A 20,694-nucleotide genomic window follows, 5' to 3' on the forward strand; every position below is an offset into this window, starting at 1 on the left:
AACGGTGATGCCGGCCATCGTGTTGCTCACGGTGAAGGCCGTGCCTGCGGGACGGCTGGCGACCACGAGCTCGCGCTTGGATGTATCGATCCCGATATGGACCGGCGATGTCTTCCGCGCCATGCTGAGAGACCTCCCTTGTCTGCGGTCTGGAGACCTTGCAACCGTTCGGGCTGCACAGCGGGAGGCCGCCGGACCCAGCTCACCCTCGGGCGGCAATCCCTAGGGCTGTGTACGGTCTCGGCGGCCCAGGCTGGGGATCCGGATCCCCAGCCTGGGCTCAGCTTCTCACAAACCTCATCAGACAAGGGCCATGGGCCGAGACGCCGGGAACCGCAGCATCAGAAGCGCGAGCGGATCAGCCGCCCTTTCCTGAGAAATCTCTGCTTGCGGTCAGGCCGGCTGGCCCTCACCCGGCCATCCTTCGGATGGCCGACCTCTCCCGCAGGCGGGAGAGGCCACGCTCTTCTCCAGCCAAAGGTGCTTGGGGTGACAAGGCCCCTCACGCCTCCAGCACCCCATCGACCGCGGCCGCGACCAGCCGGGCATAGGCGCCGCCGCGGCGCAGCAGCTCCTCGTGCCCGCCGGTCTCGACGATGCGGCCGCCCTCCAGCATCAGGATCCGGTCGGCGCTGCGGATGGTCGACAGGCGGTGGGCGATGATCAGGGTGGTGCGGCCGCGGCGCAGCTCGCGCACTGCCGCCTGCAGCGCCTGCTCGCTCTCGGTGTCCAGGTTCGATACCGCCTCGTCCATCACCAGCACCGGCGCGTTCTGCAGGAAGGCGCGGGCGATGGCGATGCGCTGGCGCTGTCCGCCGGACAGCCGCGCCCCGCGCTCGCCGCAGCGCGTGTCGTAGCCCTGCGGCAGGGCGCGGACGAAGCCGTCGGCCTGGGCCAGCCGGGCCGCCTGCTGCACCTCCTCCTCCGTTGCGTCCGGCCGGCCGAGGCGGATGTTGTCGCGCACCGGGAGATCGAACAGATGCACGTCCTGCGGCACGATGGCGACGCGCCGGCGCAGCTCCGCCAGCGGCAGGTCGCGCAGGTCGCGGCCGCCGAGGGTGATGCGTCCCGCCGCCGGATCCCAGAACCGCACCAGAAGGCTGGCGCAGGTGCTCTTGCCGGCGCCGGAGCCGCCGACCAGCGCCACAGTCTCGCCGGCGGCGATCGCAGCGTCGAGGCCGCGCAGCACGGGCCCCCGCTCGGCGTCGTAGCCGAATGCGACGCCCTCGAACCGGACCTCGGGCGCCAGCGCGTCGTCCGGCCGCGCCCGGCTGCGATCCTCGACCTGCGGCCTCTGATGCAGGATGGTCAGCACCCGCTGCGTCGCCGCCTTGAGCGCGCCGAGCTGGCGGCCGGTCTCGGTCACCTGCGTGATCGGCGCCAGCGCCGCCCCGGCCAGGGCCAGGGTGAGTGGAAACAGGGCCATCGGCAGGGTCCCCTGGACCACGAGGCCGGCACCGGTGGCCAGCACCGCCAGCACGGCGAGCGCCAGCAGGATGTCGATCGCCGCCGCCTCCAGCCCCGCCCGGGCGCCGTAGCGCAGCTGGTGGCCGTTGAGATCCGCCGTCCGCCGCATCAGCCGGTCGAGATAGCGGCGGCCTGCGCCGAAGATCGCCAGCTCGCGCAGGCCCTGCACACCTTCCACCGCCTCGGCATTGAGCCGGCCCAGCTCGTCCCGCAGGGCCTCGCCCTGCTGCCCGGCCCTGCGTGCCAGCCAGAACGGGACCGAGGCCACCAGCGGCAGGAAGGGGACCAGCACCAGCGCCAGCAGCGGATGGATCAGCGCCAGCGCGACCAGCGCCGCCAACGGCACCAGCGCGGCGCCGACATAATCGCCGAGCAGATGGGCGAAGAAGCTCTCCAGCATCTCGGCGTCGCCGGTCGCGGTGCCGGCAAGGTCGCCGGTGCGGCGGCCGAGGACGTAGCCGGGCGCGGCGCGCTCCAGCCCGTCGAACAGGCCGAGCTGCAGCTGCTCGATCAGCGCGAAGGCCAGGTCGTGGCCGAAATAGGACTGGCCCCAGCGCGCCAGGGCCGTCACCAGCACCCCGGCGGCGAGGCCCCAGGCGGCGGGCTGCAGCATCGGCCCGGCGGTGCCGGTGACGGCGCCGCCGACCAGCCAAGCGCCGGTGGCGAGCGTCGCCAGCATCCCGAGCTGGGCCAGGGTGCCGCAGAGGGCGGTCAGCGCCAGCCCGGCGGGCCGGCGGGCGGCGACCGGCAGCAGGTCGCGCAGGCGGTAGCGGGGCTCGGCGGTTCCGGCGGTCGGGTCCATGGCGGTCATGCGACGGCTCCCTGGACATGAGCGAGACGGGCATAGCGGTGGCCTTGTGCCAGCAGCGCCTCGTGCCGCCCCTCCTCCACCACCCGGCCGCCATCGAGCACCAGGATGCGGTCGGCCTTGCGGATGGTGGACAGACGGTGGGCGATGACGAGGGTGGTGCGGTTGCGCAGCAGCCGCTCCAGCGCGTCCTGGATCGCCTGCTCGCTGGCGGCGTCGACGCTCGACGTCGCCTCGTCCAGCACCAGGATCGGCGCGTTCTTCAAGAGGGCGCGGGCGATGGCGATGCGCTGGCGCTGGCCGCCGGACAGCAGCGCGCCGCGTTCTCCGACCTCGGTGTCATAGCCCTCGGGCAGAGCCTGGATGAAGTCGTGGGCGTTGGCGGCGCGGGCCGCCGCGACCAGCTCGTCCAGCCCTGCCTTCGGCCTGGCGATGCGCAGGTTGTCGGCGACCGTGCCGGGGAACAGATGCGTATCCTGCGACACCACGGCGATCTTCTCGCGCAGCACCGCCAGCGGCAGGTCGCGGATGTCGATGCCGCCGACCCGGATGCCGCCGCGCGCCGGATCGAAGAAGCGCAGCAGCAGCGCCACGATGGTCGACTTGCCCGAGCCCGAGGGGCCGACCAGGGCCACCATCTCGCCTTCCTCCACCCGGAACGACACCTCGTCCAGCGTCGGCCCCTCCGCCTCCTCATAGGCGAAACCGACGCGGTCGAAGGAGATGGTGGCGGCCAGCGGCGCCGGGGTCGGCAGCCGCGGCGCGTCGATCACCGTCGGCTGCGCCGCCAGCAAGGCCGCGATCTCCTTGCCGGCGCCGACGCCGGCCCAGGCGGCATGTAGCGCCTGGTCCATGCGCTCGATCGGCCGGAACGCCTCGCGCGCCAGGAACAGGGCCGTCAGCAGCGCCATCGGCGCAAGCTCGCCCGAGGAGACGCGCCAGGCACCCCAGGCTAGCACCGCGGCCACGCCGCCGAGCGAGCACAGGGTCGTCACCCCATCGCGCATCAACGTGACGCTGAGCTCGCGCATCGACTCCCGGCGCAGCCTGGCGGCGTGCTCCGACAACTCCTGCCTGCGGCGTCCGACGGCGTTGAACGCCTTCAGCGTCACCAGCCCCTGGATGCTGTCGAGCAGGAAGGCGCCGAAAGCGGCCATCGCGGCGAAGATGCCGGTCGACTTCGGCATGCGCCAGGCCAGCCACAGCGAGTTGGCGAGCGGCGCCAGCACCACGAAGGCGGCGAGGATCGCGGCCGAGGTCAGGTCCAGCGCGGCCAGGCAGGCCAGCACGGCGACCGGCCCGAGCACCGCCACGATCACCGCAGGCAGGTAACGCGCGACATAGGCCTCGACCGCCTCGACCCCGCCGACCAGCGTCGCCTGGATCTCGCCGGTCCGGCGCTCGGTGGCGAAGCCGGGGCCGAGTTCCAGCAGCCTTTCGAACAGCCGGTGGCGCAGCGCCAGCTTGGTCTTCTGGGCGGCGCGCTGGGCCGCCAGCTCGCTCAGCCAGACCAGCACCGCCCGCAGCAGGACGAGGCCGGCCAGAAGCCCGATCCAGGGCATCACCGCCGTCAGCCCCTGCCCCTGCAGCAGCGTGCCGGCCACCACGGCCAGAAGCACGCCCTGGCCGAGATTGGCCGCGGTGACGGCCAGCCCCAGCCCGGCGCCCAGCGCCACCTCGCCCCCGACCGGCCCGGCCAGGGACAGCATCGTCCGGTTGATCATCATGATGGCACGCTCCGCAACCGATGAAGCCGCTGTTGCTCACTCGCCATCGACGATGACTGACCGGCGGTCATAGAGTCAATGAAGAAATGCAAATGAGAGTTGATTGCATTTAAGGCCTAAGATCGCCCCTTCGTGCCCGCCCCGCACGGCGGCTCATCCGTTTCCGTCAGCTGTCATATTGTTACGCCCCGCCGGAACAAATCGCCTGCCCACGTCTTTTGTGGAGACGATGCTGACGGCAAACCGAATGATGAACGACGGCCGAAGCCTTGCGCAGACTCTGCACTTCTGGCTTCGCATCCAGGGCCAGAACTGGGAGGACGGTTTTCCGCCCAGCCCCGAGGAGACATGCTGGATCGGCCTGGCGATGGAAGCGGCGCGGCAGGGCAGTCTCGGGCGGGTGCAGGAATGCATTCTGCACGCCATCCTGCAGGATCTGGCTCCGCCTCCCGCAGCAGGAGACTACAGTCTCGACAGCTTTCGCCGCGATCTCTCCGCCTTCCGGGAACGATATCTCGACAGCCGTTAAAATCCCTGAAAAATCCGTAAGATAAATTATTCTCGAACATCCGCTTCGGAGTTGCCAAATGCCACGATCCAAGGGATCGTGGATCATTGATGTCCGAGGAGGGTTCGTGCCATGGATCGGCCGACGCATATCGTTCCACCGATCCGTTTCACCTCGTCCACCGGCGACGAGGCTTCGATCACCGTCGCCGCGGCGCTGGTCGATCATCTCGACGCACTCTACGACACGATCCTCGATCCGAAGCGCCGGGAAGCGCAGATCGCCGGTTCACTCCGGGCGAAGCATCTCGACACGATCGAACGGCTGCTGTTCCGCGTGACGGAGGAAATGGACCGTGGCGTCTCGCAATTGAGCGACACGCTGCGGACCCAGGCGGCGATGCTGATCGACCAATACCGGCTTCCGGCCCCCGCTGCCGTGCCGGCACGACCCGGCCGCAGCGCCGGCGAACCCAGCCAGCCGACCCTGTGATCCGCTAGACGCGATCCCCTGTCGCGACCCAGTCCGCGAAGCTGCGGACCATCATCGGCACATGCTCGGGATCGCCGGCGAGCTCGGCCAGCTCCCACAGGCGGTGCATGCCGGTGAGGAGGGCGATCCGCCGGCGGTCGAGCATGCGGCCGGTCAGCGCCTCATAGGCCGCGACGAGCCGCGCGGTCAGGTCGGGCGAGACGAAGGTCGAGTAGATGAACTCCTGATGCAGCGGCCCGATGCCCGAATCCGCGAAGTCGTAGATGCCGTTGAGCCGCTGCCGCGCATGGTCGAACGCCATGTTCCAGCCATGCCCGTCGAGAAAGGCGTAGACCGTTCCGTGGGGATCGGGCGGCAGCCGGTCATAGGCCGCGAGCAACCGTTCCGCCGCCGGACGCAGCTCCGGCGTCAGGGCCGGCAGGGCCTTCGCGCCGATCTCCTCCGTCGGTCCCCAGATCTCGGGCTCGGCGCCGGCCGCCGCCATCCGGTCGAGGTCGAGCCGGTGCAGCTCGGCATGGAAGCGCGCCAGATCCTCGGCGAGCCGCCGGCGGGCCTCCTCCGGCAGCCGGTCGTACTGCGCCGTCAGCAGATGCTCCCCCGGAACCTTGGTGTGGCGCGAGAACAGGGGCGGCCCTTCCACCAGCGCGAGGTCGGGAACCGGCAGCGAGACCGCGGGCCGGATCACGGCAAGGAGGGCGGCCTCCTTCCGCAGCCGCCCCGCCGCCGCCTCGTGGCGCGGGAATTTGAAGATCAGCCGGCCGTCCGCCTCGACCGCCGTCGAATCCCAGCTCTCCGCCAGCACCCGGAACTCCGACGCGGCGAGGTCCGGGAAAGCGTGGAGGATCGCGGCGCGATATCGATCGAGATCCGAATCCGTCATGAGGCACTCCCGTCGCGTGCGGGACCGCCACTATCACGGAAAGGAAGGCTGCGAAAGGCCGGCGGCCGGCTTGAGGCTGAACCAGTAGGTGCCGGTGAAGGGGACGGCGAGGAAGCGGCGGTTGATCTCGTCCAGTGTCGCCGCCGGGTCCAGGTCTCCGAACAGCTCCGGCCGGATCCAGCGCGCCATCGCCTCGATGCCGACGATGCTGAGCGGGCCGCCGTTGAAGAAGTTCCACAGCGCATGCACCCGCCCCTGCCGCATCGCCGACAGCCCGGCCAGGCCGGGCTCGGCTGCCAGGGCGGCCAGCCGGCTCCTTGCCGTCGCCGCATCCACCCCGCTGCCGATGCTGATGCTGCCGGTCTGGTCGAGCTGCGGCAGGCCGGTGGCGATGTAGACCTCGGGGTCGGCCGCCAGCACATATTCCAGGTCCAGCTGGCCGCCATTCGGGGTCGGGAACCGGTCGGCACCGATGTTCGTGCCGCCGAGCAGGCTGACGACCTCCCCCAGGCTGCCGCTGCCGGCCGACCAGCAGCAGGGCCACAGGCCCGGATAGGCGTGCAGCATCACCCGCGGGCCCGGCCCGGCGCCGGCCATCCGGTCGCGGATCCGGCGCATCCGGTCCTCGGTGAAGGCGACGAACCCCTCCGCCACCTCTTCCCGCCCCAGCGCCCGGCCGAGCAGCCGCAGGCTGGGCGCCGTGTGCTCCAGCGGCGACTGGTAGAAGTCGACGAAGATCACCGGGATGCCGGCCTGCTCGAACGGCGCGGCCACCGCCTCGGGGCTGGTCGCCTGCGCCTGCCAGGCGCTGAAGATCGCAAGGTCGGGCGCCACAGCCAGCGCCTTCTCCATCGAGAAGGTCTCGCCGCTGCCCAGCCCGACCACCGGCAGGTCGGCCACGGCCGGGAAGCGCGCCTTGAACAGGGCATAGGTCGCCGGGTCCTGCTTCTCCAGATCGCCGCCCCAGCCGGCCAGCCGCGACACCGGATCGGGGTCGATCAGCGCCAGGGCGATCAGCTGAAAGCCTTCGGCCAGCAGGATGCGGCGCGGCTCATGCCCGATCGTCACCGTCCGCCCCAGGATGTCGGTGACGGTCCGCGGCCACTCCGCCCGGGCCGGCAGCGCCGCAACCAGCAGGAGCAGCGCGGAGAGCGCCAGCCGTCTCACCATGTATAGCCCAGCGTCAGCTTCACGGTGCGCCGGTCGCCGTAGTAGCAGGCATTGGGGCCGTTGCAGCCGGCGACATAGGTGCGGTCGAACAGGTTGGAGACGTTCAGCGCCACCCGCCAGTTGTCGCGGGCATAGCTGACCGCCGCGTCGAACACGGTGGAGGCCGGCACCTTCAGCGTGTTGGCGGCGTCCGCCCAGCTGGCGCCGACATAGCGCACGCCGCCGCCGAGGCCGAAGCCCTCGAACGCGCCGTGCTGCACCTTGTAGTCGAGCCAGAGCGAGCCGAGTTCCTCCGGCACGCCGATCGGCACTTTGCCCCGATCGACGTCGTTGCTCTCGGTGATCTCGAGGTCGTAACGGGTGTAGGAGGCGATCAGGTCCAGGCCTTCCGCCAAGCTGGCGGTCGCCTCCAGCTCCACCCCGCGGGAGCGGACCTCGCCGGTCTGCACCTGGTTCAGGACGTTGTTGGGATCCACAGTGGTGACGTTCTCGCGCCGCAGGTCGAACACGGCGGCGGAGATGAAGCTGCGCATGCTCTCGGGCTGGTACTTCACCCCGACCTCGATCTGGTCGCCGGTCTCCGGCTCGAAGGGCTGGCCGTAGACATTGGTGCCGACCACCGGGTTGAAGAAGGTGGCGTAGCTGACATAGGGGGCGAGGCCGATCCCGGACTTGTAGAGCAGCGCGATCCGGCCGGTGAAGGCGCCGTCGGTCGAGCTGGTGCTGGTGTCGGTCAGATGGTTGTCGATGTCAGAGGTGACCCAGTCGTAGCGGCCGGACGCCGTCAGGAACCAGCGGTCGTCCCAGCTGATCTGGTCCTGGACGTAGACCCCTAGCTGGCCCATCACCTGCCGGTTCAGGATGTAGCGCGACGCCCGGCCGGGGATCTGGCCGTAATCCGGATGGACGATGTCGAGCGGCGCGGCCGGGCCGGACGCCTGGTCGTCGTCGATCTGGTAGCGCTTGTAGTCCAGCCCGAACAGCATGGTGTGCTGCAGCGGGCCGGTGTCGAAGCGCGCCTCGGCCTGGTTGTCGACCGTGACGAAGTTGACCTCGGGCAGGGTCTGGTAGTTCAGGCGCGCCAGCTGGGTCTGGGCCGCATCGGCATAGCCGACGCCGAACATGCCGTCGTTGTAGAGGTCGAGATGGGCGTAGCGGAAGTTCTGCCGCACGGTCCAGGTGTCGTCGAAGCGGTGCTCCAGCTGATAGCCGATCATCGCCTGGTTGCGGACGAACTTGTCGTAGCCCGGCTCGCTGGTGAACAGGTCGGTCGGGATCCGGCCGAAGCTCGCCCGCTTCACCGTGCCGACGTAGGGCAGGAAGCCGGCCGCCTGGTTCAGATCGTCATGCTGATAGCTGGCCAGGATGGTCAGCGTCGTGTCCTCGTTCGGCTTCCAGGTCAGGCTGGGGGCGATGAAGCCCCGGAAGTCCTCGGCCTTCTCGGTCTCGGTGCCGCCGGAATGGACCAGCGCGGTCAGCCGGTAGAACCATTCGCCGCTGTCGTCCAGCGGGCCGCCGATGTCGAAGGCGCCGAAGGCCCGGCCGTATTCGTTGATCCCGGCCTCGGCCGAATGCAGCGTCTCCTCCGGCGGCCGCTTGCTGACCAGGTTGACCAGGCCGCCCGGCGACCCGCCGCCATAGAGGAAGGAGGACGGGCCACGCAGCATCTCGATCCGCTCCAGCCCGTAGGGCTCGGCGCGCCAGCCGGCCAGAGCGGTCGAGAACAGCGACAGCCCGTCGCGGAACAGCCCGTCCTGATAGGCGCGGAAGCCGCGGATGAAGAACCAGTCGAAGCGGGTGTCGGTGCCGTAGGGCTGGGTGCGGATGCCGGGCGAGTAGCGCAGCGCCTCGTCCACCGTGCGGATCGCCTGGTCTTCCATCTGCGTCCGGCCGACCACCGAGACCGATTGCGGCGTCTCCAGCAGCGGCGTGTCGGTCTTGGTGCCGGTGGCGCTGCGCTCCGCGACATAGCCGTCGACCGGGCCCCAGGCGCTGCCCCCGGCGCCGGTGACCACGATCGGCTCCAGCACCAGCCCGCCGGAGGCGGCATCGCCGCTCGGCAGCCGCTCCAGCGTCACGGTGTCGGCGCCGGTGAAGCGCCAGGTCAGGCCGGTGCCGGACAAAAGACGGCGCAGCGCCTCGTTTCGCGACATCGCGCCGGTGACACCGGGCGAGGCCACGCCGCGCGCCAGCTCGGCCGGATACAGGACCTGCACCCCGGCGGCATCTCCGAACTGCGCCAGGGCGGCGGCCAGCGGCCCGGCCGGGATGTCGAAGCGGACAGCCGGCGCCGCCTGCGCGACCTCCGTCGCGGCCTGGCCGAAGGCCTGGGCCGGCGCCAGCGCCGTGCAGGCCAGCAGCACTGCGGCCACGCCGCCCGACATCCTGCGCGCCCTGTCCGGCAAGGCGGTCCGATCACTCTGCATCATCATCCCACGCGTCGCATCCGAGTTCAGAGTGAGACGCAATCGCGCCTCGCCTCGCCGAGATGACGGATCGGCCCCGCTGCCCCCTCACCTCGCCCGACGAAAAAAGTTCAGGCCGGCCGCAGCAGCACGAGATAGCGGGTCAGCGCGACCACCCGCACCGGCAGGGTGCGGGTGATGGCGTCGAGCGCCGCATCCGGGTCGCTGACATCGAAGATGCCGCTGACCCGCAGATCGGCGAGCGCGCCATCGGTCATCGCGATCGTCCCGCTGCGGTAGCGCCCGAGCTCCGCCACCACCTGGCGCAGCGGCCGGTCCTCGAACACCAGCTTGCCGCGCCGCCACGCGGTCTCGACCTGCCCGTCGGCCTTCCGCACGGCGCCCAGCCCGGCGTGACCGTAGGACACCTGCTCCCCGGCGGAGACCCGGATCTCCGCCATGCCGCCGGCCCCCGGTGCGGCGACGCCGACGGCGCTCTCCGTGACCGCCACCGTCACCTCATCGGCCCAGCGATGCACCACGAACTGGGTGCCGAGCGCGGTGCTGCGCCCCGGCCCGGCCAGGACGCGGAACGGCCGCGCCGCGTCCTTCGCCACGGTGAACAGCGCCCGGCCGCGGTCGAGCGAGACCTCCCGTGCCGAGTCCGAGAAAGCCAGCGACAGAGCCGAGCCGGCGTCGAGATCGACCCGGGTGCCGTCCGCCAGCGTCACCGTGCGCAGCTCGCCCGTGCCGGTCCAGATGTCGCTGGTCAGCGCCGCCGGCAGGCCGGTCAGCGCCACCACGCCGCCGAGCCCGGCGAAAGCCAGGCCACCGGCCAGGACCCGGCGGCGGCCGAACAGCGGCGCCTTCGCCCGCGGCACGGGGCGCGGCCGCGGATCGGGAATGCGACCGAGATCCGCCCACAGCCCGGCCAGGACGTCGATCTCGCGGCCATGGGCCGGATCGGCGGCGAGCCAGGCCTCGAAGGCCGCACGGTCGGCGGCCGAGGCGTCGCCGGCGTTCATCCGGACGAACCACTGGAGGGCCTGGTCCCGGGCGTCTGGCTGGAGATCCATGGTCATGTCTTCGGTCGATCAGGGCGGCACCCGTCAGGAATGACGATTCCGCCAGGCCCTCCCCTCACCTCGGTCAGTCGAGCAGGCCGCGCATGCGGTCGCGGCAATGGGCCAGGGCCTTCATCACATGCTTCTCCACCATGCTCCTGGAGATGCCGAGCCTGGCGGCGATCTCGCCATGGCTCAGCCCGTCGAACTTGTGCAGCAGGAACACCTCCCGGCATTTCGGCGACAGCTCCGCCACCGCCCGCTCCAGCAGCTTCAGCCGCTGCCGGTGGTCCAGTACCGCATCCGCCCCCGGCGCGTCGGAGGGGCGGTCCTCGCCGAGCTCGGCCGGCAGCAGGGTGCGGGCCCGCGCCGCGTCGCCGCGCAGCCGGTCGCGCGCCAGGTTGTCGGCGATGCGGAACAGATAGGCCTCGGGGTTCTGCAGCTCCGGCACCGCCTCGGCCCGGCGCAGCCGCAGCCAGGTGTCCTGGGCCACGTCCGCCGCCGCGCTGGCGCTGCCCAGCCGACGGGTCAGATGGCGCAGCAGCTCCTGGTAGTGGCGCGTCAGCAGCGCCAGCAGCGAGGACCGATCCTGCTCGGCCATCCGACCTTGATTTCCCCCGGGGATGAGATCGGCGCGACCTTAGTTCAAATGCAAATCACTCGCAATTGCGGATCGACGGAGGCGGTCGCGGATCCCCCGCGGCCGCCCTGCCGTCACCCGCCCCAGGTCCGCTCCAGCACCCGGAACCAGTTCTCGGTGCCGATCTTGCGCAGCAGCGGCTCGTCATAGCCGCGCGCCCGCAGCGCCTCGAACAGCCGCGGCAGCCCCGCCGCATCCTTGATCGCCGCCGGCACGGTGGCTCCGTCGTAATCGGAGCCGAGCCCGACCCCGTCCTCGCCCAGACGCTCGACCAGCGCATCGACGTGCCGCACCATGATCTCGAGATCGGTGTCGGCGTTCATCGACCCGTCCGGACGCAGGAAGGCGGTGGCGAAGTTGAGCCCGACCAGCCCGCCGCTGTCGCGGATCGCGTCGAGCTGCCGGTCGGTCAGGTTGCGCGCATGCGGACAGACCGAATGGGCGTTGGAATGGGTCGCGACCAGCGGCGCCGTCGACAGCTCCGCCACGTCCCAGAACCCCTTCTCGTTCAGATGCGACAGGTCGATCAGGATGCGGCGCTCGTTGCACTCCCGCACCAGCGCGCGCCCGGCATCGGTCAGGCCCGGCCCGGTGTCGGGCGCGCTCGGGAACTGGAACGGCACGCCGTGGCCGAAGGCGTTCGGCCGGCTCCAGACGATGCCGAGCGAGCGCAGGCCCGCGGCATAGAGGAGGTCGAGCATGCGGAAATCGGTGTCGATCGCCTCGCAGCCCTCGATGTGGAACACCGTGGCCAGCGAGTCGCGCGCGATCGCGGCACGGATCTCCGCCACGCTGCGGCAGACGCTGAGGCCCCCGGCCCGCTCCAGCCGCAGCAGGATCGAGGCCATCGCCGTGGTCGAGGCCTGGGCCTCGGCCAGCCCCAGCTCCGGCGGCAGCGGCACGGCGTAGGCGCCGCCCTGCATCCGGTCGATCGAGCCGGAGGAGTGCGGCGACGGCGGGAAGATCGCGAACATGCCGCCGACGAAGCCGCCCCGCCGCGCCCGCGGCAGGTCGAGATGGCCGGTCGCCGTGCCCTCGATGAAGGCGGTCTCGGCCGAGCCGGCATGGGATTTCAGGAGGCGCAGCAGGACGTCGTTGTGTCCGTCGAAGACGGGAATGGGCTCGGTCATCAGGGTCCATCGTCTCGGGAGCGCGGCCGCGGATCGGCCGAAGAGGGCAGTTGAGCAGCCCCGATCCCCGCTGGCAAGGCGTGGCCGCCGCACCCTGACACCGCCGCCGTCGCGGCCTATATCCAGACGGCGCGCATCGACCGGATGCGGCGATCCTCCCACTCATGCGGGCAAGACCGCGGAGACACGACATGAAGATCGACCTGTCGGGCAAGACCGCCCTCGTCACCGGCTCCACCACCGGGATCGGCTTCGCCATCGCCCAGGGCCTGGCCGGGACCGGCGCCGAGGTGATCGTGAACGGCCGCAAGCCCGCCGCGGTGGCGGAGGCCGTCGAGCGGATCGGGCAGGCCGTGCCCGGCGCCGCGCTGCGCGCCGCCGTGGCCGACGTCTCGACCGCCGCGGGCTGCAACGAGCTGGTCGCGGCGGTGCCGGATGTCGACATCCTGGTCAACAATGTCGGCATCTTCGAGATGAAGGACTTCTTCGACATCCCGGACGAGGACTGGGCCCGCTTCTTCGAGGTCAATGTCATGTCCGGCGTGCGCCTGTCGCGCGCCTATCTGAAAGGCATGCTGGCGCGGAACTGGGGCCGAGTGGTGTTCATCTCCTCCGAATCCGGCCTGAACATCCCGGTGGAGATGGTGCATTACGGCTTCACCAAGACGGCGCAGATCTCGATCGCCCGCGGCCTGGCCAAGCTCACCCGCGGCACCGGCGTCACCGTCAATTCGGTGCTGCCCGGCCCGACCATGACCGACGGAGTCAAGGAGTTCCTGCGCGAGATGGCGCAGGAATCCGGCAGGTCGATCGACGAGACCGCGACCGAGTTCGTGCGCACCCATCGCCCGACCTCCATCATCGCCCGCATGGCGACGCCGGAGGAGGTCGCCAACATGGTGGTCTACGCCGTCTCGCCCCAGGCCGCGGCCACCAATGGCGCAGCGCTGCGCGTCGACGGCGGCGTGGTCGACACGATCGCCTGACCTGTCGAGGCCCGGCGGTCGCCGCCGCGGCGGAAGGCGCGCGGCGACCGGCCGGTCTCCTTCGCGAACAGCCGCGAGAAATAGGCCGGGTCGTTGAAGCCGAGGGTGTATGCTGCCTCCGCCACGGAGGCATTGGTGTAGAGCAGCAGGCGCTTGGCCTCGAGCAGCAGCCGGTCCTGGATCAGCCGGGCCGGCGGCACGCCGGCCACCCGGCGGCAGGCGGCCCAGAGCTGCTTCGGGCTGACCGCCAGCGCCCGGGCGTAATCCTCGACCGCGTCGTGGGCGCGGTAGCGCTCCTCGATCCGCTCGCGGAAGCGGGCCACCAGCAGCGCCTGCGGGCCCGGCGCCGCGGTCTCTCCGCCCCCGGCCTGCGCCAGGCGCAGAACCTCGACCAGGATGCCGACCAGGAGGGCCTCCACCGCCGCGGCGCGGCCGGGCGCCAGCCACGCCAGCTCGCGCGACAGCCGCCCGAGGCTGGCGCGGATGAAGCCGTGCCCGGGCGCGGGGATCGCCGCCGGCGCGGCGAAGAGCGGCCGGAACTCCGGCTCGCGCCGCACCAGCTCGCGCCAAGTGGCGTCCGACACGGTCAGCACCGAGCCGACCGTCTCCGGCTCGAAGTCGAAGCCGTGCACCACCCCGGCCGGCACCAAGAACAGGCAGGGCGCCTGCAGCCGGATCGCCTGCGCCTCGGCCCGGGCGATGCCGCCGCCGCGGGTGAAATGGAATATGTGGTTCAGGTTGGCATGGGCATGCGCCCGGATGGTCCAGCCGCTAGGGCGGCTGCGGTCCTCCAGCGCCTCCAGGTGCAGGAACCGGTCGTCGACCGTCCGCGGCGCCTCGCCATAGAGGAAGAAGTTCGGGATCGTTGGCGTCTGCACGGGAAGAAGAGTCCAACTTTTCTGACCGCTCGTCCATGGCCTTCCGCCGCGCCCGGCTTACCCTGCCGGAAAGAACGGCAGGGTTCGGGAGGGCCCTTGAATGCGCACCCAGATCGCCGTCATCGGCGCCGGGCCGGCCGGAATGGTCCTGGCCCATCTGCTGCACCGGGCCGGCATCGAGGCCGTGGTGCTCGAGCGCCGCAGCCGCGACTATGTCGAAGGCCGGGTCCGCGCCGGGGTGCTGGAGCAGGGCACGGTCGACCTCTTGGACCAGCTCGGCCTCGCCGCCCGGCTGCGCCGCGAGGGGCTGCCCCATGCCGGCACCAACCTGGCGGTGGACGGCGAGCTGTTCCGCATCGAGATGCAGGCCCTGACCGGCCGCTGCATCACCGTCTACGGCCAGCAGGAGGTGATGCGGGACCTGTTCGACGGCGCCGAGGAGCGCGGCCTGTCGGTGGTGTTCGAGGCCGAGGACGTCCGCCCGCACGACATCGAGACCGAACGGCCTTACGTCACCTGGCGTCGGAACGGCGTCGAGCAGCGCCTCGACTGCGACTTCATCGCCGGTTGCGACGGCTCCCACGGCGTCAGCCGCGGCTGCATCCCGGACGGGGCGCGGCGGGAGTTCGAGCGGGTCTACCCCTTCGGCTGGCTTGGCGTGCTGGCCGAGGTGCCGCCGGCCCATCACGAGCTGATCTACGCCAACCATGAGCGCGGCTTCGCCCTGGCCAGCATGCGCTCGCCCCACCGCAGCCGCTACTACGTGCAGTGTCCGCTGGACGAGCGGGTCGAGGACTGGCCGGACGAGCGGTTCTGGGACGAGCTCTGCCTGCGCCTCGGGCCCAAGGCCGCGGCCGGGGTGGTGCGCGGCCCGTCCTTCGAGAAGAGCATCGCGCCGCTGCGCAGCTTCGTCGCCGAGCCGCTGCGCCACGGCCGGCTGTTCCTGGCCGGCGACGCCGCCCATATCGTGCCGCCGACCGGCGCCAAGGGGCTGAACCTTGCCGTCTCCGACGTGGTCATGCTGGCCGAGGCCTTCGAGGAATGTTACGGCGAGCGCTCGTCCGCCGGCATCGACGCCTACTCCGCCCGCGCTTTGGCCCGGGTGTGGAAGGCAGAGCGCTTCTCCTGGTGGTTCACCGGCCTGACCCACCGCTTCCCCGACACCGGCCCGCTGGAGCGCCGGCTGCAGCGGGCCGAGCTGGACTACATCCGCGGCTCCCGCGCCGCCCAGACCGTGCTGGCCGAGAACTATGTCGGGCTGCCGATTGTGTGATGCTTCGTCGTGCCGCCTTTTTGCTCCTCACCGTCATTGCGAGGAGGCGAAGCCGACGAAGCAATCCAGGGGCTACGCCAAACGGCCCTGGATTGCTTCGCTACGCTCGCAATGACGATGGTGGCGATTGAGAGAGGGTGCGGGGGAGACGTCGACCTCCTCACCCCGCCTCTTCCAGGATCATCCCCGCCCCCTTCTCCGCCACCATCATGGTCGGGGCGTTGATGTTGCCGGCGGTGATGTTGGGGAAGACCGAGGCGTCGACCACCCGCAGCCCCTGCATTCCATGCACCCGCAGCCGGGCGTCGACCACCGCGGTCGCTGGATCCGGCCCCATCGCGCAGCTGCCGCACAGGTGGTAGATCGAGCCGCTGTTCGCCCGGAACCAGTCCAGCAGCGCCGTGTCGCTCTCGGCCCCGGCGGAGGGCGGCATCTCCTCCGCCGTGATCGCCGCGAGGGCCGGCGCGGCCATGATCCGGCGCGCCAACCGGCTGCCCTGCAGCACCTCCGCGATGTCGCGGTCGGTCGACAGGTAGTTCGGCCGGATCCGCGCCGGCGCCGCCGGATCGGGCGAGCCGATGGTGATGCGGCCGCGGCTGGTCGGCCGGCAGGAGTTGAAGGCCAGGAGGAACCCCGGATAGGGCTCCGGCTTCAGCCCCGCCTTCGGGCTGTCCGGGATGCGGTAGGACAGCGGGTTGAAATAGAGCTGGATGTTCGGCCGCGCCTCCTCCGGCGCGCCGCGGAAGAAGCCGCCGGCCTGGTTGACGCTCATGGCGAAGGGACCCTTGCGCGTCAGCAGGTATTGCAGCCCCAGCCGGGTCTGGCCCCATGGGCTGCCGAAAGAACCGTTCAGGGTCGGCACGCGGGACCGGTAATAGAAGCTGGCGCAGAGATGGTCCTGCAGGTTGCGGCCGACCGCCGGAAGGTGGTGCGCCACCGCGATGCCGGCCTCCTTCAGGTCATCGCCGTCGCCGATGCCGGAGAGCTGCAGCAGCTTCGGCGTGTCGACCGCCCCGGCCGCAAGGATCACCTCGCGCCGCGCGGTGAAGGTCCGGGTCTCCGGTCCCTGCCGCACCTCGACCCCGGTCGCCCGACGGTCGCCGTCCAGCAGGACCCGCAGCGCCAGGGCCCCGCGCTCGACCGTCAGGTTGCGGCGCCCCAGCGCCGGGCGCAGATATTCGGCGCTGGAGGAGGACCGCCTGCCGTCGCGGGTGTTGATGTCGTAGACCCCCGCCCCTTCCACCGTGGCGCCGTTGAAGTCGGGGTTCAGCGGCAGCTGCAGCTCGCGGCAGGCCTGCAGGAAGGCGTCGGTGACCGGGTGGGTCATGCCGCGCATCGGCGTGACATGGATGGGGCCGTCGCCGCCATGCCACTCCGAGGCGCCGCCGGCATGGGTCTCCAGCTTCCGGAAGACCGGCAGCACGTCGCCATAGGCCCAGCCGTGGTTGCCGGCCGCGGCCCAGTCGTCGAAATCCGCCGCCGCGCCGCGGACGAAGATCATGGCGTTGATCGAGCCGGACCCGCCCTGCACCTTGCCGCGCGGGCAGTAGATGCGGCGGCCGCCCAGCGCCGGCTCGGGCTCCGACCAGTACATCCAGTTGACCCGCGGGTCGTAGTAGCTGCGGGCATAGCCGACCGGGATGCGGAACCAGAAGGAATCGTCGCGGCCGCCGGCCTCCAGCAGCAGCACGCTGTGCCGGCCGCCCTCGCTCAGCCGCGCCGCCAGGATACACCCGGCCGATCCGGCGCCGACGATGACGTAGTCGTAGGTCATGGCTGGGCTCTCTATGTTACGGGCCGGCTCTTCCCCGCTCCGGGCCGTCATGGCGAGCCCCGAAGGGGCGTGGCCATCCAGCCGCACCGGCCCCCTGGATGGCCACGGCGCTGCGCGCCTCGCCATGACGGTTCTGGGACGGGCGTATGGCTCATTCGTGAGGCCCGGGGCCTCAGCCCCGTGCCGGAGCGAACTGCTTCACATCGGCCGGATCCGGCGCCATCTGCAGGTGCAGCCGCTCGCCGGTGTAGGGCGAGTGCCTCGCAACCACCTCCAGATCCAGCTCCACCCCCAACCCCGGCTCGTGCGGCGGCAGCAGGTAACCGTCCTCGAAGGCCAGGGGCTTCTTCAGGATCTCGGCGTGGAAGCCGCCGAAATCGAGGATCGCCTCCTGGATCAGGAAGTTCGGCGAGGCCGCGCCGAGATGGAGGCTGGCGGCGGCGACGATCGGGCCGCAATAGACATGCGGCGCGATCTGGGCGTAGCAGGCCTCGGCCATGCCGGCGATCTTCTTGCTCTCCAGGAGGCCGCCGACCCGCCCGACATCCGGCTGCAGGATCGACGCGGCCCCCAGCTCCAGCACCCGCTGGAACTCGTATTTCGTACACAGCCGCTCGCCGGTCGCGATCGGGATCGAGGTCGCGCGCGCCACCTCGGCCATCGCCGCCTCCTGCCCCGGCGGCACCGGCTCCTCGAACCACAGCGGGTCGTACGGCTCCAGCCGCTTCGCCAGGCGGATGGCCGAGGACGGCACCATCTGGCCATGCGTGCCGAACAGCAGGTCGGCGCTGCTGCCCACCGCCTCGCGCACCTTGCGGCAGAAGGTCTCGCAGCGGTCGAGCACGCCCAAGGAGAGCTGGTGCCCGGAATAGGCGGTGTAGGGCCCGGCCGGGTCGAACTTCACCGCGGTGAAGCCCATCGCCACCATCTCCGCCGCGCACTCCGCGGCAAGGTCGGGGTCGTTGAAGTCGAGCTCCCCGGCCGCGGTCTTCGGATAGAGATAGGTGTAGGCCCGCAGCTTCTCGTGCACCAGCCCGCCCAGTAAGTCGTGGACCGGCCGGCCCGCCGCCTTGCCGACGATGTCCCAGCAGGCGATCTCGAGACCCGAGACGATGCCCATCATCGTCGGGTCGGGCCGCTGGGTGAAGCCGCTGGAATAAGCCTGGCGCCAGAAGCGCTCGATCCGGTGCGGGTCGTGGCCCAAGAGGTGCCGCTCGAACACGTCCTCGATCAGCGGCACCACCGCCTTCGGGTGGAAGGCGGTGGTGTAGACCTCGCCGACACCCTCGATCCCGTCATCGGTCTGCAGCTGCACGAAGATCCAGTACATGCCGCCGAGATGCGGCGGCGGGACGGCGACGACATGGGTCCGGAGCGACGCGATCTTCATGCGGCGGCCTTTCGCTGGGGCCGGCGCCCGGCGCGCGCGGCCCGGGCCATCATGGATCGCGGCGCCCGGCCGATCCAGGTCCGCGGCGACGGAAAATCCCGCGCCAGCGACGTCCCGGCCGGGCGGAACCGACTGCGGTCCTGTGCATTGCCATGCAGAGAAGGAACCGCGGGGACCGCCGAATGATCGACGCCATCGACCGCTGGCTGGACTGGGTCCAGGCCAAGCTGCCCTGGATGCCGTCCTGGGCGATCAGCGCCGGCCTGCTGGCCCTGGCGGTGGCCGTCGCCATCGCCGTGCACAGGATCCTGTTCCGGATCGCGACCGACATCGTCGCCAGCAAGGACCTGTTCTGGCGCTCCCTGGTGTCGCGCACCCATGGGCCGACGCGCCTCGCCGCCATCATCGTGGCCACATCCGCCGCGGCCACCGTCGCGCCGCTGTCCGATGCCCAGGTCGGCATCGTGCGCCACATCCTGCTGCTGGCCTTCATCGCCCTGCTCGGCTGGGTGGCGCTGACCGCCTTGCACATCTGGATGACGGTCTATCTGCGCCGCTTCACGCTGGATGCCGAGGACAACCTGCTGGCGCGCAAGCACGTCACCCAGACCCGGATCCTGCGCCGGGTGGTGGCGACGCTGATCGTGACGGTCACCCTCTCCGCCGCGCTGATGACCTTCGAGCAGGTGCGGCAATACGGCATCAGCCTCCTGGCCTCGGCCGGCGCCGCCGGCCTCGTCATCGGCCTGGCGCTGCAGCCGATGCTGAAGAACATGATCGCCGGCATCCAGCTGGCGGTGACCCAGCCGATCAGGATCGACGATGCCGTCCTGGTCGAGAACGAATGGGGGAATATCGAGGAGATCACCTCGACCTATGTCGTGGTCCGGCTATGGGACTGGCGCCGGCTGGTGCTGCCCCTCAGCTACTTCATCGAGCACCCGTTCCAGAACTGGACGCGCGAGGGCTCGGCCCTGATCGGCAGCGTCTTTCTCTACGCCGACTACACCGCGCCGGTGGAGGAGATGCGGCGCCGGCTGGACGAGATCGTCAAGGCCACGCCGCTGTGGGACGGCCAGGTCGCCGTGCTGCAGGTGACGGATTTCCGCGAGCAGACGATGGAGATCCGCATGCTGGTCAGCGCCCGCTCCTCCGGCCGGGCCTTCGACCTGCGCTGCGAGGTGCGGGAGAAGATGGTCACCTGGCTGCAGCAGGCCCATCCCGGCGCCCTGCCCCGCTGGCGCGGCGAGGTGCAGGCGCCGGCGGCGGCCGAGGCCGAGGCGATCACGCGCCATCGCGCCGGCGGCCGCGGCTGAGCGGGGCGGGACCGCGAAGGCGGACTGCCCCCGGCTTGATATGTTCGCTTTTTGTTCCTAATATGACAGGGGATGACCGGCCGGTACCCCGCCATGCAGCTCTCCCTCGCCCTCGACGACCATCCGCTTCTGCCGCGGATCCGGGGCCGACTGCTGGCCCGGTTCGGACCGCGGCGCGACGGAAGGCGCCGCGATCCGGTCAGCCAGCTGGTCCGCAGCATGCTGGGCTTCAAGACCCGGGACGAGGTCTCGCGCCGGGTCTTCAAGGAATTGCGGCGGCACTACCCTTCCTGGGACCGGCTGCGCGAAGCGGAACCCCGGGTCATCCTGCGCATCATCTGGCCCGTCAACCTGGCGGAGCCGAAGGCGGAGCAGCTGCCCCAGGCCCTGCGCATGATCGTCGCCTGCACCGGCCGCCTCGCCCTCGACCACCTGGCCGATCTGGACGAGGAGGCGGCGATGCAGTGGCTGCGCCGCCTGCCCGGGGTCGGGTCGAAGATCGCCGCCGCGGTGCTGAACTTCAGCACGCTGCATAAGCGCGCCCTGGTGGTCGACACGCATCTGCTGCGGCTCGGGAAGCGGCTCGGGCTGCTGCCGTCCGATGCGGATTACGACGCCGGATTCGAGCTGTTCATGCGCCGGCTTCCGGATGCGTGGGACGCCGATGATCTCAGCGAACTGCACCGGCTGATGAAGCGGCTGGGCCAGACCGTCTGCACCGCCCAGGCGCCGGCCTGCGGCGCCTGCCCGCTGCGCGGCCTGTGCCCGCGCAACGGGGTCTGACTC

The 20,694-nt window shown here is 70.9% G+C and carries 17 protein-coding genes; 6 read left to right on the plus strand and 11 right to left on the minus strand.

From position 1 onward, the window contains the following. Positions 1 to 502: 502 nt before the first annotated feature. Both G537_RS39670 and G537_RS0124360 read right to left on the minus strand, forming a co-directional pair. On the minus strand, positions 503 to 2,278 hold the full coding sequence (locus tag G537_RS39670) for an ABC transporter ATP-binding protein (RefSeq protein WP_034852879.1): 1,776 nt from the start codon (positions 2,276 to 2,278) through the stop codon (positions 503 to 505). Further along, the gene (locus G537_RS0124360; protein WP_026872329.1) at positions 2,275 to 4,002 is read right to left on the minus strand and encodes an ABC transporter ATP-binding protein; all 1,728 of its coding nucleotides are present in this window, start codon (positions 4,000 to 4,002) and stop codon (positions 2,275 to 2,277) included. The genes G537_RS39670 and G537_RS0124360 overlap by 4 nt, the downstream gene beginning before the upstream one ends. Positions 4,003 to 4,231: 229 nt before the next feature. On the opposite strand from G537_RS0124360, the gene G537_RS0124365 reads away from it, so the two are divergent. Both G537_RS0124365 and G537_RS0124370 read left to right on the plus strand, forming a co-directional pair. Further along, positions 4,232 to 4,531 carry a hypothetical protein gene (locus tag G537_RS0124365; protein WP_155888750.1) on the plus strand — a complete coding sequence of 100 codons (300 nt, stop codon included), beginning with the start codon at positions 4,232 to 4,234 and terminating at the stop codon, positions 4,529 to 4,531. Between the two features lie 111 nt (positions 4,532 to 4,642). Further along, a complete protein-coding gene (locus G537_RS0124370; RefSeq protein ID WP_026872331.1) occupies positions 4,643 to 5,002 on the plus strand; it encodes a hypothetical protein in 360 nt (119 codons plus the stop codon). A 4-nt stretch (positions 5,003 to 5,006) separates the two neighbouring features. Here the strand turns inward: G537_RS0124370 and G537_RS43865 are convergent, their stop codons facing one another. The 6 genes from G537_RS43865 to G537_RS0124400 all read right to left on the minus strand — a co-directional run bounded on the left by G537_RS43865 (position 5,007) and on the right by G537_RS0124400 (position 12,291). Then, entirely contained in the window at positions 5,007 to 5,882 is an 876-nt protein-coding gene (locus G537_RS43865) for a phosphotransferase family protein (RefSeq protein ID WP_026872332.1), read from the minus strand. A gap of 33 nt (positions 5,883 to 5,915) precedes the next feature. Next, entirely contained in the window at positions 5,916 to 7,052 is a 1,137-nt protein-coding gene (locus G537_RS43870; RefSeq protein ID WP_026872333.1) for an ABC transporter substrate-binding protein, read from the minus strand. Next, positions 7,046 to 9,424: a TonB-dependent siderophore receptor gene (locus G537_RS0124385; RefSeq protein WP_162146144.1), complete on the minus strand. Its 2,379-nt coding sequence runs from the start codon at positions 9,422 to 9,424 to the stop codon at positions 7,046 to 7,048. The genes G537_RS43870 and G537_RS0124385 overlap by 7 nt, the downstream gene beginning before the upstream one ends. A gap of 164 nt (positions 9,425 to 9,588) precedes the next feature. Continuing rightward, entirely contained in the window at positions 9,589 to 10,533 is a 945-nt protein-coding gene (locus G537_RS0124390; protein WP_211230497.1) for a FecR family protein, read from the minus strand. A gap of 73 nt (positions 10,534 to 10,606) precedes the next feature. Continuing rightward, positions 10,607 to 11,122 carry a sigma-70 family RNA polymerase sigma factor gene (locus G537_RS0124395; RefSeq protein ID WP_026872336.1) on the minus strand — a complete coding sequence of 172 codons (516 nt, stop codon included), beginning with the start codon at positions 11,120 to 11,122 and terminating at the stop codon, positions 10,607 to 10,609. Between the two features lie 113 nt (positions 11,123 to 11,235). Further along, positions 11,236 to 12,291 (minus strand): dipeptidase, encoded by a 1,056-nt coding sequence (locus tag G537_RS0124400; RefSeq protein WP_026872337.1) that lies wholly within the window; start codon positions 12,289 to 12,291, stop codon positions 11,236 to 11,238. A gap of 191 nt (positions 12,292 to 12,482) precedes the next feature. On the opposite strand from G537_RS0124400, the gene G537_RS0124405 reads away from it, so the two are divergent. Beyond that, positions 12,483 to 13,277, plus strand: a complete 795-nt coding sequence (locus G537_RS0124405) for an SDR family NAD(P)-dependent oxidoreductase (protein ID WP_026872338.1) — start codon at positions 12,483 to 12,485, stop codon at positions 13,275 to 13,277. Here the strand turns inward: G537_RS0124405 and G537_RS45465 are convergent. Next, positions 13,196 to 14,155 (minus strand): helix-turn-helix domain-containing protein, encoded by a 960-nt coding sequence (locus G537_RS45465; RefSeq protein ID WP_064742205.1) that lies wholly within the window; start codon positions 14,153 to 14,155, stop codon positions 13,196 to 13,198. The two genes, G537_RS0124405 and G537_RS45465, sit on opposite strands and share 82 nt — an antisense overlap. Before the next feature lie 100 nt (positions 14,156 to 14,255). Between G537_RS45465 and pobA the strand changes: the two genes are divergently transcribed. Beyond that, the gene (pobA, locus tag G537_RS0124415; RefSeq protein ID WP_026872339.1) at positions 14,256 to 15,428 is read left to right on the plus strand and encodes a 4-hydroxybenzoate 3-monooxygenase; all 1,173 of its coding nucleotides are present in this window, start codon (positions 14,256 to 14,258) and stop codon (positions 15,426 to 15,428) included. Between the two features lie 160 nt (positions 15,429 to 15,588). On the opposite strand, the gene G537_RS0124420 is transcribed toward pobA, so the two are convergent. Next, positions 15,589 to 17,202, minus strand: a complete 1,614-nt coding sequence (locus G537_RS0124420) for a GMC family oxidoreductase (RefSeq protein ID WP_026872340.1) — start codon at positions 17,200 to 17,202, stop codon at positions 15,589 to 15,591. Positions 17,203 to 17,374: 172 nt separating this feature from the next. After that, entirely contained in the window at positions 17,375 to 18,592 is a 1,218-nt protein-coding gene (locus G537_RS0124425) for a mandelate racemase/muconate lactonizing enzyme family protein (RefSeq protein ID WP_026872341.1), read from the minus strand. A gap of 182 nt (positions 18,593 to 18,774) precedes the next feature. On the opposite strand from G537_RS0124425, the gene G537_RS0124430 reads away from it, so the two are divergent. Together G537_RS0124430 and G537_RS39680 are read left to right on the plus strand one after the other, a co-directional pair. Beyond that, entirely contained in the window at positions 18,775 to 19,908 is a 1,134-nt protein-coding gene (locus tag G537_RS0124430) for a mechanosensitive ion channel family protein (protein WP_034852881.1), read from the plus strand. Between the two features lie 72 nt (positions 19,909 to 19,980). After that, positions 19,981 to 20,691, plus strand: a complete 711-nt coding sequence (locus tag G537_RS39680) for an endonuclease III domain-containing protein (RefSeq protein ID WP_155888751.1) — start codon at positions 19,981 to 19,983, stop codon at positions 20,689 to 20,691. Positions 20,692 to 20,694: the final 3 nt, after the last annotated feature.

The sequence above is a fragment of the Inquilinus limosus DSM 16000 genome (assembly GCF_000423185.1).
GTDB classification, from domain to species: Bacteria; Pseudomonadota; Alphaproteobacteria; order DSM-16000; family Inquilinaceae; genus Inquilinus; species Inquilinus limosus.

Coding starts and splice junctions, on each gene's coding strand:
- G537_RS39670 (WP_034852879.1), bottom strand. CDS start 2,278: ATGACCGCCATGGACCCGACCGCCGGAACCGCCGAGCCCCGCTACCGC.
- G537_RS0124360 (WP_026872329.1), bottom strand. CDS start 4,002: ATGATGATCAACCGGACGATGCTGTCCCTGGCCGGGCCGGTCGGGGGC.
- G537_RS0124365 (WP_155888750.1), top strand. CDS start 4,232: ATGCTGACGGCAAACCGAATGATGAACGACGGCCGAAGCCTTGCGCAG.
- G537_RS0124370 (WP_026872331.1), top strand. CDS start 4,643: ATGGATCGGCCGACGCATATCGTTCCACCGATCCGTTTCACCTCGTCC.
- G537_RS43865 (WP_026872332.1), bottom strand. CDS start 5,882: ATGACGGATTCGGATCTCGATCGATATCGCGCCGCGATCCTCCACGCT.
- G537_RS43870 (WP_026872333.1), bottom strand. CDS start 7,052: ATGGTGAGACGGCTGGCGCTCTCCGCGCTGCTCCTGCTGGTTGCGGCG.
- G537_RS0124390 (WP_211230497.1), bottom strand. CDS start 10,533: ATGGATCTCCAGCCAGACGCCCGGGACCAGGCCCTCCAGTGGTTCGTC.
- G537_RS0124395 (WP_026872336.1), bottom strand. CDS start 11,122: ATGGCCGAGCAGGATCGGTCCTCGCTGCTGGCGCTGCTGACGCGCCAC.
- G537_RS0124400 (WP_026872337.1), bottom strand. CDS start 12,291: ATGACCGAGCCCATTCCCGTCTTCGACGGACACAACGACGTCCTGCTG.
- G537_RS0124405 (WP_026872338.1), top strand. CDS start 12,483: ATGAAGATCGACCTGTCGGGCAAGACCGCCCTCGTCACCGGCTCCACC.
- pobA (WP_026872339.1), top strand. CDS start 14,256: ATGCGCACCCAGATCGCCGTCATCGGCGCCGGGCCGGCCGGAATGGTC.
- G537_RS0124420 (WP_026872340.1), bottom strand. CDS start 17,202: ATGACCTACGACTACGTCATCGTCGGCGCCGGATCGGCCGGGTGTATC.
- G537_RS0124425 (WP_026872341.1), bottom strand. CDS start 18,592: ATGAAGATCGCGTCGCTCCGGACCCATGTCGTCGCCGTCCCGCCGCCG.
- G537_RS0124430 (WP_034852881.1), top strand. CDS start 18,775: ATGATCGACGCCATCGACCGCTGGCTGGACTGGGTCCAGGCCAAGCTG.
- G537_RS39680 (WP_155888751.1), top strand. CDS start 19,981: ATGACCGGCCGGTACCCCGCCATGCAGCTCTCCCTCGCCCTCGACGAC.